Source organism: Nostoc sp. (genome assembly GCF_036917455.1).
In the GTDB taxonomy this organism is placed as follows: Bacteria; Cyanobacteriota; Cyanobacteriia; order Cyanobacteriales; family Nostocaceae; genus Nostoc.
This window is the reverse complement of sequence record NZ_JBALDK010000086.1, coordinates 1-12,496: the sequence shown is the minus strand read 5'-3', so window position 1 is coordinate 12,496 and position 12,496 is coordinate 1. Positions and strand designations below refer to the sequence as shown.

The 12,496-nt window shown below is 41.8% G+C and carries 12 protein-coding genes; 9 read left to right on the top strand and 3 right to left on the bottom strand.

The features are described from left to right. Positions 1–90: 90 nt before the first annotated feature. A complete protein-coding gene (locus V7K42_RS09275; protein WP_334915525.1) occupies positions 91–453 on the top strand; it encodes an HsdM family class I SAM-dependent methyltransferase in 363 nt (120 codons plus the stop codon). On the opposite strand, the gene V7K42_RS09270 is transcribed toward V7K42_RS09275, so the two are convergent. From V7K42_RS09270 to V7K42_RS09260, 3 genes are all read right to left on the bottom strand, one after another. Next, entirely contained in the window at positions 440–1,504 is a 1,065-nt protein-coding gene (locus V7K42_RS09270; protein WP_334915523.1) for a 3-deoxy-7-phosphoheptulonate synthase, read from the bottom strand. The genes V7K42_RS09275 and V7K42_RS09270 overlap by 14 nt on opposite strands. A 197-nt stretch (positions 1,505–1,701) precedes the next feature. Further along, the gene (locus V7K42_RS09265) at positions 1,702–3,360 is read right to left on the bottom strand and encodes an alpha-amylase family glycosyl hydrolase (RefSeq protein WP_334915522.1); all 1,659 of its coding nucleotides are present in this window, start codon (positions 3,358–3,360) and stop codon (positions 1,702–1,704) included. 341 nt (positions 3,361–3,701) lie between these two features. Beyond that, on the bottom strand, positions 3,702–4,079 hold the full coding sequence (locus V7K42_RS09260; protein WP_334915521.1) for a DUF1823 family protein: 378 nt from the start codon (positions 4,077–4,079) through the stop codon (positions 3,702–3,704). Positions 4,080–4,147: 68 nt separating this feature from the next. Between V7K42_RS09260 and V7K42_RS09255 the strand changes: the two genes are divergently transcribed. From V7K42_RS09255 to V7K42_RS09220, 8 genes are all read left to right on the top strand, one after another. After that, positions 4,148–4,450 carry an acylphosphatase gene (locus tag V7K42_RS09255; protein WP_334915519.1) on the top strand — a complete coding sequence of 101 codons (303 nt, stop codon included), beginning with the start codon at positions 4,148–4,150 and terminating at the stop codon, positions 4,448–4,450. A 116-nt stretch (positions 4,451–4,566) separates the two neighbouring features. Continuing rightward, entirely contained in the window at positions 4,567–6,249 is a 1,683-nt protein-coding gene (locus tag V7K42_RS09250) for an RluA family pseudouridine synthase (protein WP_334915517.1), read from the top strand. Positions 6,250–6,564: 315 nt separating this feature from the next. Then, on the top strand, positions 6,565–7,614 hold the full coding sequence (locus V7K42_RS09245) for an aliphatic sulfonate ABC transporter substrate-binding protein (protein ID WP_334915515.1): 1,050 nt from the start codon (positions 6,565–6,567) through the stop codon (positions 7,612–7,614). Positions 7,615–7,886: 272 nt separating this feature from the next. Next, entirely contained in the window at positions 7,887–9,008 is a 1,122-nt protein-coding gene (locus tag V7K42_RS09240; protein WP_334915513.1) for an LLM class flavin-dependent oxidoreductase, read from the top strand. A 257-nt stretch (positions 9,009–9,265) separates the two neighbouring features. Continuing rightward, positions 9,266–9,475: an RRXRR domain-containing protein gene (locus tag V7K42_RS09235; protein ID WP_334915511.1), complete on the top strand. Its 210-nt coding sequence runs from the start codon at positions 9,266–9,268 to the stop codon at positions 9,473–9,475. 39 nt (positions 9,476–9,514) lie between these two features. Beyond that, entirely contained in the window at positions 9,515–10,189 is a 675-nt protein-coding gene (locus V7K42_RS09230) for a hypothetical protein (protein WP_334915509.1), read from the top strand. Next, a complete protein-coding gene (locus V7K42_RS09225) occupies positions 10,173–10,934 on the top strand; it encodes a class II aldolase/adducin family protein (RefSeq protein WP_334915507.1) in 762 nt (253 codons plus the stop codon). Before V7K42_RS09230 ends, V7K42_RS09225 begins: the two co-directional genes overlap by 17 nt. A 144-nt stretch (positions 10,935–11,078) precedes the next feature. After that, a complete protein-coding gene (locus V7K42_RS09220) occupies positions 11,079–12,197 on the top strand; it encodes a sulfonate ABC transporter substrate-binding protein (RefSeq protein ID WP_334915506.1) in 1,119 nt (372 codons plus the stop codon). Positions 12,198–12,496: the final 299 nt, after the last annotated feature.

The window sequence follows — 12,496 nt, the reverse complement described above, 5'->3', positions numbered from 1 at the left end:
TGTCTACTGATTAGAGAATTAGGTGTTATAAAGTATTAAAACATATAAGTATTTCAGCGATCGCTCTTTGGAGAAAAACTTTTTGGTTTACTGTTTACACATGGTTATTGTCCTGAAACGGGTAAAAAAGCAGATTTGATGTTTGCCCAGCACATGTTATCTGTCCTCAAGACTGATGGGATGATGGCGACGGTAATGCCGCATGGGGTGCTGTTTCGCGGCGGAGAAGAAAATAAAGTTCGGGAGAGTTCCATTAAAAACGATCGATTAGAGGCGGGGATTGGTTTACCGCCTAATTTTTTTTATGGTACAGGTATCCCCGCTTGTATTTTGGTGATGGCGCCAAAATACAACCTGAGAACTTGGTGCATCGTAGCCCAAGTTAATCCCCTGTCTTTGCGTCTTTACGTCTTTGTGTCAGTCTCAATCATCCCATTATTCAGCAATGCCTAAGTTTTTCGTGAGCAACCAAAATAATTTTTTCGGTTTCTTCCCAGCCAATGCATTTATCAGTTACAGAAATACCATATTTTAATTCTTCTTGTTTCCCAGTAATTGGTTGACTACCTTCATACAAATGTGATTCCAGCATCATGCCAACTATTGATGTATTACCATCCACTATTTGCTGAACAATATTTTCTAAGACAGCACCTTGTAATTTGTAATCTTTATTGGTATTACCGTGGCTACAGTCAATAACAATTCTCGGTGGTAAATTTGCTTGTTTTAACTTCTCTTCTACCAATTTTACATTTGCTGGATCAAAGTTAGGTTGACTACCACCCCTTAAAATTACGTGCCCGTAGCCATTACCTTTAGTTTGAAAAACGCTGACTTGTCCGTTTTGATTAATTCCCAGAAAATTATGCGGGTTTCCAGCAGATTGCAGGGCATTCAAAGCTACTTGGATATTGCCATCAGTACCGTTTTTAAAACCCACAGGCATTGAAAGTCCACTTGCCATTTCGCGGTGAGTTTGGGATTCGGTTGTGCGTGCCCCAATGGCAGACCATGTAATCAGTTCGCTAATATATTGAGGGATGATTGGATCTAGTGCTTCTGTACCCGCAGGTAGTCCTAATTCTGTAATTTTTAATAATAGATCCCGTGCAATTAATAAACCATTCTCTACATGGAAAGAATCATCCATATCTGGATCGTTAATCAATCCTTTCCAACCTACAGTTGTTCTTGGTTTTTCAAAGTACACTCGCATAATTAATAGCAGCTTATCCTGAACTTGTTCGGATAATGCTTTCAACCTTTTAGAATATTCGATCGCTGCTTTTGGATCGTGGATTGAGCATGGTCCAACTACTATAAATTTTCTCCGATCCTGAAAATCCAGGATATCTTCTATTTCCTGCCTGTATGCTAAAACTCTTTGTTCGGCTAATTGTGTTAGAGGTAATTTTGATTTGATTTCATTGGGAGTTAATAAAATACGATCGTTCTCAATATTAGCGTTGTCGATATTACTGTTAAATAATTTGTTGTGCATGGAGATGCTCTGGCAATTTTATATACGCACTTCAACTCAGAAGTGTAACACAAACTCATGAGATTTTAAAACAGCTTCTTTATAGCTTGACAAATTTATAGTTCAACTGTATGTAATTCAAAAAATAATTGAAAAAGGGAAATATTTCCCCCTTTTTCTTTACTATTGTAATACTGACTCAGTCATGATATACATCATTATTGCCATACAAAGACTTTGGCTTCGTATGGCCCCAAATCAACCGTGATGCCATCTTCAACAGCTTCGACATCATAATTGCCTGTCCACTCGTGCCATGTTCCACCGCTTCCTAAATTAGCAACATGATAGCCACCGAGAAAGTTTTCTGAGAAATTTGCTATTACGACTACACGAGAACCTTCATCATTCCAACGAGTATAAGCTAATACTTTTGCATCTGCATTCTCGTGGATAAAATCAATATTTTCTGTGTAGAGAGAGTGATTACTTTTACGCAGGTTGGTTAAGCCTTTGTATGATTCAAATAAACCACGGTTTAAATCGTTACCTAATAGTGTCCAGTCAATTTTGGATGATTCAGGTTGTTTCGGTTTATACTCTCCAAATTCCTCTCCCATCCAAATCAAAGGTACACCAACAGCAGTCATTAGGATGGCGACTCCTAACTTAGCCCGCCTGAAGGCTTCTTCGTCAAAAATCTCACGGTTTCCCAGTTCTACCATGACATGGTTATGGTCGTGGTTGGTGAGGTAATTTACTACATTCGTAGCACCCAAGAAGCCTTGGCGTTTGCAGTCAATGACATCTTTGAGACGCTCTAAATCAAATGTATCACCGCAGATATGTTCTAGAATGCAGTGATAGAAACTGTCATGCCAACAACCATCCATTGGCCCATCTATATTAGTAATGCTGGTAGTTTCAGGAATGTGTTCGGCAATATTATAAAAAGGCTTCATACTAGCAGTATTTTTAGCTTCCTGAACAATCCAGTGCATGAAGTCGTAATTAGCAATTTGCCGCGCTGCATCATAGCGAATACCATCAAGATGATACTCTCCAATCCAAAAACGAATTACCTCACTAATAAATTTCCGTGCTGGATGAATCTCTAATTTTTCGTCATAATGTTCGTAATTAAACTCAGGTCCCCAGTTATTATCAGGATCGCGAGGTTCATGATGATACCAATAATCGTGGTCAATTTGTGTTAAAGGAGCAGATGCTTCTGAGTGATTATAAATACCATCAATAATTATACGAATGCCTTTGCCGTGACACTCATCAATCAATTTTTTCAATTCAGCTGTAGAACCATAACTTGATTCTGTTGCAAAAAAGTGGCGGGGATTATAACCCCAACTATAATCACCAGGATATTCTTTGAGTGGCATTAACTCAATAGCATTGATTCCTAGTTCACATAAATAATCTAACTTTTCAATGACGTGTTTATACTTGCCTCGTGCATAAGGATCGTCCTCACCACCAGAAAAGTCACCAACGTGTAATTCATAAATTACTAATTCGTGGTCAGCAGGTAAAGGTTTATCATCATGTTGCCAATGGTATGTATCGGTAATCTTTTTTCCATCTTTTACATGGATAACACCATCATCTTTTCCACTCAGTTCATCTATATCAGTTGCATAGGGGTCTGTAACATCAACCCATTGTTCTGGTTCAAAAAACCATGAATTTGACTGGACACGAAATTTATATTTATAATCGCCATCTTCTAGCTCAACACTTGTGCGAAAATAACCATCATCACCTTTTTTCATTTGAATTTCTTGCCAATCAGAAAAAGAACCAATTAATGCGGCTCCTTTGTTATAAGGTGCAAATAAATTAAATTCAATTGGCTTTGCCATAGAAGTATTTCTAATATTAAGGGTTGATACAAGTATTCTCTAATGCTCAATTGAATTAGCAAATCGCTCTAGAGAAATAATTATATAAATAGCGCTTCTATCTTCAGGAGTAATTTATAAATAGTTTGTAAAAGTTATTATTTTTTGGCAATCTTGGACTATTATTCAGATTGTTTGTTTGAATTTATGTATTAATTTGATGTCATATATTTTTTCGTTAATAGTAATACTAAACTCAAAATATTGTTGTATTAAAGTAAAAAGTGTTATAAAAAAAATAATAGTTTTTTATTAAGTTTTGATACAGCAGATGTTTAGCAATAAATATCTGCTGTATCAGATTAATCAATTTTGCCGTTAGTTTGTTGTAGATAACTTAAAAACCAATTTGCTGCTGTCGCTCTGCGAGTTTGGCGAGGTCCAAATTCTCCAATTTTGTAACCTTTGAAACCCAGTTTCTCTTTGAGCATTTGTTTATTTTCAGCAGGAATAGAACGGGTCAACTTGACTATTGCAGGGCGAGACTCTATGAAATCTGGTGGTTGGGGGTACTCATCTTGCCATTCTGGTGCAACTAGGCTATTGTCCCATTGTGCAGTTGAGGAATCATAGCGATATCCTAAATAATGCCATAGCAACTGGTTAACTGTGGCATCATCAAGTTTATCGTCAATAATTGCCCAAATTGTTTCTGTATTTAGTGGTGGCAAGTTAGACATGTGTGATTAAAAACAGATAGTGTATACATAAACTAGGTAGACTGGAATCGTAAAGATTAGACCCGTTTATGCAGAATTCTACAGCACTACCAAAGATCGTCCGTGCCCATGTATTCATTTCTGGCCGAGTTCAAAGAGTGGGGTATCGCTATTCCACTGTGGATACAGCTAGACAGTTAGGATTAACCGGTTGGGTGCGGAATCTCCCCGATAGTCGAGTAGAGGCAGTCTTTGAAGGGGCGCGAGAGGTTGTAGATAACATGGTTCGCTGGTGTCACTCTGGGCCACCTGCTGCTGTGGTTAAAGATGTTGTGATTAAGTATGAAGTCCCTGAAGGGTTACAAAGATTTGAAGTTAAGCGGGTTGAATAGAAAGTCATGCTAATATGCTGCTTTAGATACTACATTTGCTAGGGCATTAAAATGACATAAATTAGCGATCGCTAATTACAATATGAGGATCGGCTAAATTTGCAATCATACTTTGTATGGTAGTTCTGCACGCACTTTCAGATTTCATCGACTGCGATTTTGCTGTCAACGATTCATCTCCAAGTTATTGGTATGAAGGGCGTTCTCTTGAAAGTGGCCATCGCCTAAAATTACCCCGCACCTCAATGTCCGAAGCGATCGCTCACGGACTAATGCAACAGTTTGCTAACAATGACTATTATTCTCGTGAAGGCAAGATGTATGGAATACTGTTGATTGAACTGCCTAATGGCGAACAACGGGTACTAAAAGCCTTCTCCGGTCTTTTGAATGGTTCTAGTGTGGTTGCAGGCTGGATTCCACCAATTCCAGGACGAGATGAAGTTGTTTTGGAGGAAACCCGCACTTTAGCACAGTTAGACGCGATTAAGCAGGAAATCCTTAGCTTGAAGCAACTAAGTGAACGCCAGCAGTATAAAACTCTGGTTGATGAATTTGAACAGCAGTTGCAAGCAATGAGCGATCGCCATCGTCATTGCAAACATCAAAGACAAGAAAAACGCCAGCAAATCTGCAATCCACTCACTCCAGAAGCAATCACCATTGCCCTTGAACAACTCGACGAAGAAAGTCGTCAGCACGGAATCGAGCGACGACAACTTAAACGCTACCAAAATGAAGTATTACAGCCCCTCCAGCAGTTAATTGCAGCAACAGATGCGCGAATTAGCGAACTGAAACAACAGCGTAAAGCGTTATCTCGTCAATTACAAGCTCAGATGCACGCTAGCTACAGCCTAACTAATTTTTCGGGGCGATCGCGATCGTTACAGCAATTGATGCCGACAGGTTTACCCACTGGCACTGGAGACTGTTGTGCCCCAAAGTTACTCCATTATGCGGCAACACATAATTTAAAACCACTGGCAATGGCAGAGTTTTGGTGGGGTGCATCTTCAATAAATCAAGATAAAATTCAAGGAGAATTTTATGGCGCGTGTGCCGAACGATGTCAGCCATTGATGGGGTTTTTACTATCTGGCTTGAAACCTATTTCAATCCCTGATAGAAATTTTCACCCAACTAGCACACTTTTCCCTACCAAAGCAGAGATCCCCATTCTTTATGAAGACGAATGGCTGATTGCTGTAAATAAACCTGCTGGACTACTTTCAGTACCTGGGCGTTATAGCGATCGCCAAGATAGTGTTTTGAGTCGCTTACGTCATCTGTTATCGGATGGTATGACGCTTGCATCTGTGCATCGCCTAGATCAAGAAACTTCTGGGATTTTGTTGTTAGCACGCGATCGCCAAACCCACCGGCAACTCAGCCAGCAGTTTCAGCAACGCCAGGTTCACAAGGTTTATGAAGCCATACTTTCAGGTGTTGCGATCGCTGAACAAGGTGTAATTGACTTGCCATTGTGGGGAGATCCTGAAAATCGCCCTTATCAAAAAGTTGATTGGCAACGCGGTAAACCCAGCTTGACACAATTCCAAGTAATGGCGAGACAACAAGATTACACCCGCATAGAATTTACGCCGCTAACAGGACGCACCCATCAATTGAGGGTTCATGCGGCTGATGTCCGAGGACTTGGGATAACTATTTTAGGCGATCGCCTTTATGGATGCGATGCAGTTACTAGTCGGTTACATCTGCACGCCAGAGAACTTCGCTTCGAGCATCCACAGTTAGAAAAAATCCTGCATCTACAAGCAACTACGCCCTTTTGACGAAATCCCAAAGAATTAAAGTGTCGCTTTCCCATAACAGCTAGCCTATTGCTTTTTTAATTTGTATGTGATAATTTTTGCTTGTAATTAGTTCACCGGTTATCCGACCGACTTAGCGTATTTAAAGGAATCCATATCAGAGCTAAAAGACTTCCTCATAAAAATATCTAATGAATTCTTGTGAGATTACCTCACAAGATTGGATGATTTATTCCTTAAAAATCCCTAGTGAGTGATAAGAACGAGAGTTATGGAATTTACTTTTATACTCTCATTCTTATCTTTTCTTTAATCAAAGGAGTAATAAAAAAGTTGTTGAATGAGTTCAAAAATTTATTATTTTTCTTGCCACAACACTCAATTAAGTCCCTTAATGCCTCATTATTTGCTAGTTCCTGGCTAGGTTTGGCGATTTATGGCTGCGTCCCAAGTAACTCTGCAAATACTAATACCACTGCCAAAACTGTCAGTAACCAGACTCAAGAGAAAAATAGTTTGATTCGGTTGGGATACCAAAAAGGAGGTGTAGTACCAATTGCACGTCAAAGAGGAGAGCTAGAAAAGAGGCTGGCAGCTGAGAATATCAAAGTTGAATGGGCTGGCCCCTTTGATCGATGTGCTACCTTACTTCAAGCAATTAGCGCTAATCAAGCCGATATAGGCGGGTGTGGGGACATTCCTGGATTGTCAGCGATCGCTGCCGGTCAGGAGCTTTGCATTGGTGCTGTCCAGCGTCCCAGACCAGAATCATTGGCAAATGCGATCGTAGTCCGTGGCGATTCTCCTATCCGTAAACCTGCTGAACTGGTAGGTAAAAAAGTTGCGGTCAATCAGGCTGGTGCAGGTGAGTATCTATTATTAAAAGTATTAGAAAAAGAGAAGATTCCTAAAGATAAAGTTCAGCGTGTCTTCTTAGCTCCAACTGATGCTGCACCCGCCCTCTACCAAGGGACTGTAGACGCTTGGGCAGTTTGGGAACCTTATGTTTCTGTTGCTGAATTGGAGCATGGTGCTAGAAGAATCACTACAACCCATCCAGCGCCAACCTACAGTGTAATGCTGGTGCGTAACGAGGCTGCGGCTAAATCTCCAGAAGCGGTGAAAGCAGCTTTTAGTGGTTTAAGTGAGGAATACAATTGGTTGAATGCAAATACAGCAAAATCAGAGGAATTTCTAGTTAAGGATATCAAAATTTCCCCAGCCGTAGCCAAGCGGGTAACTGAGAATCAAGGGCCACAGCTACTTATAACACCTAATGTTGATGATGTTGCCAAAATTCAGAAGACTGCTGACTGGATGCTAGAGCAAAAAATTCTATCGAAAAGGGTAAATGTTGCCGCGACTATCTGCCCCACAGCTAAGTAGGAAGGGGGCAGGGAGCAGGGAGCAGGGAGCAGAGGTAATGTTGTTCGGGAGTAATGCTCTAACAGTGAGATGGGTAAGCAGGGGAGGCAGGGGAAGAGAAATAAATAAGTGTAGAAGCAGTCTGTTTCGGTAGTAAAAAATACTAAAAATGTCTCTTTACTCCCCCTGCTCCCCCTGCCTCAAGAGCCTATTTCACGAGGATCTCACTTTTTCGCGTTGCTCCCATGTTGTTCTCCCCGATTTCCCAATTCCCAATATAAAGGAGATGTACTATGCCGATTGAATTTATTGGAATGATTGGAACGCGACAAATATCTGAGTTAGATGGGCCGAGTGTTGCGATCGCAGGTGGTTCCATAGATGCCGCTTATGTTCGCAAGTTTGCTCAGGCACATGAAGACGGTGGCTTTGACCGCGTGCTAGTTGGTTATGGTTCAACTGGCCCTGATGGCTTAACTGTGGCATCGTTTGCGGCTGCGGCAACAGAACGGTTGAAGTTTTTAATCGCCCACCGCCCTGGTTTCGTGGCTCCAACGCTCTTTGCACGCAAGACAGCAACTTTGGATCATTTTACTAATGGTCGCATCGCCGTACACATTATTACAGGTGGTAGTGATGCTGAACAGCAACGCGATGGGGATTGGCTTGACCATGATACTCGCTATCACCGTACAGATGAATATCTTGACATTGTGCGTCGAGTATGGATGAGTAAGATTCCCTTCGACTATGAGGGTGAATTCTATCGGTTGAAAGATGCTTACTCAGATGTGAAGCCTCTGCAACAACCGCACATACCCGTGTATTTTGGCGGTGCTTCTGGTGCAGCAGTACCTGTGGGGGCAAAGCACAGTGATGTGTATGCTATGTGGGGAGAACCCATTGCAGCAATTAAAGAGCGGATACGTGAAGTAAAAGCTGTAACACCACCAGGGCGATCGCCACGCTTCAGTGTATCTTTGCGGCCGATTTTGGGTGATACTGAAGCGAAGGCTTGGGAACGGGCGCACTCGATTCTATCGCGTGTTAAGGAAATTCGGGCGGCAAAAACAGAAAATCAACCCCAGTTAACTCCCTACTTAAATTCAGCGCGTCCGCAAGCAGTGGGTTCCAGTCGTTTATTACAGTTTGCCCAAGAAAGCGAAATTTTCGATAAGCGTTTGTGGACTCCAATTGCTGCCGCTACCGGTGCTTATGGTAATACTACCGCCCTCGTTGGTACGCCGGAGCAAGTAGCAGAGTCCCTTGTGGATTACTATGATGCGGGGGTAACAACTCTGTTGATTCGGGGATTCGATCCATTAGAAGATGCGATCGCTTACGGTCGTGATGTGATTCCCCTAGTGCGGGCAGAAGTGCAACGACGGGAGCGACAAGCAGCTGTTATTGCTTAGGGATTTCCAAATAAAAAATATCCCAAATTTTCTTGTGGGATGGGCATCTTGCCCGTCCTAATATTGGTGACGGGCAAGATGCCCATCCCACAAATGGATAATTTATTTCTTGGAAAGCCCTTAATACAGCTTTGCGTAAAATCTTAGTATTTTAAAACGCAAAGTAGGCAGGGTCTTTTCAAGCAATTTAACTACTCGCCATTCAGCACTCAAATACCTGAAAGCTGCTGTAAATAATTTAATTTTTTCAAAACTGCATGACTAAAGTACTCATTCTCGATGCCAACCAACAACCGTTGTATCCAGTCCGCATCAGCCGTGCTAGGCTGCTATTGTCACAAGGTAAAGCTACCGTATTTCAACGATATCCCTTTACTATCATTCTCAAGGAGTCTCTATCTCATTTAAAACTTGAGCAACTTGGCTTCAAGATTCACCCCAGCATAAAAATAATTCGTAATCCGTAATTAGTTAATCTTAGTCACCTCCGAAACCGAGGAATATAGATGACAAACCACACTATTTTGGAACCATTACCAGAAGACCAATGGTTTATTGAGAGCCAGGAATTACGATCCTTTGTCGCAACAGTGCGAGAAATTAGCGCCATCACTACTGGCGATCGCCCCCAAACTCTCGCCAGATTAGAACCCTATTTTCAAGAACTGCTTGCCCAACAGGAATGGCTACCTGAAAATTTTGCCCAAATTAATCCTGAAAGCAAGATGGGGGGCGGTATAGGTCAGTGGCTACTTTATCGCGCTAAAGACCGTTCCCTCTCAGTCTTTAGTTTGGTGATTCCCGCAGGTTCCACGACTCCCGTCCACGACCATTTAGCCTGGGGATTGATTGGTTTATACAAAGGCAATCAAGAAGAAACAGTCTATCGCCGTGTAGATAGCGGCGATGCTGAAGGACACGCACAATTACAAGTAACTGAAGTGCGTAGGCTTCAACCAGGGGATATCTACCGCCTCTTACCCCCAGATGGGGATATCCACGCCGTCAAAACTACATCCCAGAGCGCATCTGTATCTATTCATATTCTGGGTAATGATACTGGCTGCATCTTGCGTCACCAGTTCATCCCAGAATCTCATAGCGTCAAATCCTTTCGCTCTGGATATTCCAACGCTCCCTGCAAAGAGGAAGAAGAAAAAGAACATGCCCAGGTACGATAGACCACAACCCCCTAGATTCGAGCGAGTTGAAGATGAACGTCTGCACCGTCAGCAACGCCTCGCCGCAGCTTTCCGCCTATTTGGTAAGTTTGGGTTCAGCGAGGGAGTCGCAGGCCATATTACGGCTCGCGATCCAGAATTTACAGACCATTTTTGGGTCAATCCATTAGGAACATATTTCGGTCACATCCGAGTTTCTGACCTGATCTTAGTTAACAGAGAAGGTGAAGTGGTTAAAGGCGATGCTGAAGTAAATCGAGCCGCTTTCGCCATCCATTCTCAGATTCATGAAGCTCGACCTGATGTAATTGCGGCGGCTCATGCCCATTCTCTTTATGGTAAAGCCTGGTCTAGTTTAGGTCGTCTCCTTGACCCCTTGACTCAAGATTCTTGTGCTTTTTACGAAGATCATGCCCTATTTGACGATTTCACAGGTGTGGTTTTAGAAACTTCTGAAGGTCTACGACTGGCAGAAGCTTTGGGGCCAAAGAAAGCCATAATTCTCCGTAACCACAGTATTTTAACTGTGGGACATACGGTAGATGAAGCTGCCTATTGGTACATTAGCTTAGAGCGATCGTGCCAAGCCCAACTGCTGGCAGAAGCTGCCGGTAGACCAACTACTATCAAACACGAAACAGCCCGTTTAACCCAAACTCAAGTGGGTTCATGTACAAGTGGTTGGTTCGGTTTCCAGCCCCTTTACGATAGGATTGTACGTGAAGAACCTGATTTGCTGAATTAATGTTTTTTGGCACTGGGATAAGAAACGGGGAAGTATAAATTTACCTCACTTCCCTCTATTTTTTATGTCAAATTTTCCTAATTTTATATACTCCGGTAAACCTATAAGTTTATAGTATCTATATAGCTTAGAGAAATCATTTTGATGATTAACCTAATTTTTCGCCGTTTTATTGCCAAGTGGATATCGTTGATAAAATTCAGGAATATACCATTTAACAACCAACACAAGTTATTCTTTTCTTTTCCTTTACCAATTGCAGGGGCTTTTGTTACAGGGGTGTGTCTGAGCGTGCTATTTGCTGCCTGCTCATCACCATCAACTGTTAATTCGTCTAACCCCAGTGCTACACCTGTTAGTAATTCAGCTTCTAGTAAAGCCACAGTATTAAGATTTGGCTATCAAAAATCGAATATTTTGCTGAGAAGCAAAGGTGTCTTAGAAAAGCGTTTGTCACCAGATGGGATATCTGTAGAATGGATAGAATTTCCGGCGGGGCCACAATTGTTAGAAGCCATGAATGTGGGTAGTATTGACTTTGGACACGTAGGAGAATCGCCGCCAGTATTTGCCCAAGCAGCTGGAGCATCATTAACTTATGTGGCTGGTATTGCTGTTAGTCCTGCTGGTTCAGCAATTCTTGTTCCTCAAAATTCCTCAATTCAAAAACTTACCGACTTGAAAGGTAAAAAAGTTGCTTTTCAAAAAGGATCCAGTGCCCACTTATTGTTAGTCCAAGCTTTAGAAAAAGCGGGGTTAAAATATACAGACATTGACCCTAAATATTTACCACCTGCTGATGCCCGTGCTGCATTCGTCAAGGGTAGTGTAGATGCGTGGGTTATTTGGGACCCTTTCTATGCAGCTGCTCAAGAGGCAACTAAAGCCAGAGTTTTAGTTGATGGGACAGGAATTAATAAACAGGGAGGATATTATTTGGGAACCCGTAAATTTGTCACTGAAAATCCCCAAACAGTAAAGGACGTTTTAGAAGAAATAAAAAATCTAGAAGAATGGTCTAAACAGCATCGAGAAGAAGTAGCGCAAACTCTATCATCTGTGCTAGCAATTGATATAGTAACAATGAGAAAAGCTACTAATAGGAGAAATTTTGGGATTGTGCCAATTGATGATAATTTGATCGGTTTGCAACAAAAAGTTGCTGATACATATTATCAGTTAAAGCTGATTCCTAACAAAGTTGATGTTAAAAAGGGTGTGTTAACGAAAGAGCAATATGCTGCATTTTCACCACAGATTTAGATAGACCAAAATCATAAATCGGCTGTAGGGGTGTAAGAGGATGAATGAACAAGTCCTCTTGTCGGTATCCAAAATTTTAGATCCCCCTAACCCGCATTTCTCACAAGCTTGAGGGGAAGGATGGGCAGAGGGGCAGGGGAGGCAGGGGAGGCAGAGGGGCAGAGGGGCAGGGGAGGCAGGGGAAGCAAGGGAAGAAAAAACTAATAAGCTGTTACGCAGCTAGATTGTATAATAAGAGATTAAATAATTAATCCAGTATCAGCCACCTATGCCAGCCAAAAATCATCTTTCTGAAGAGC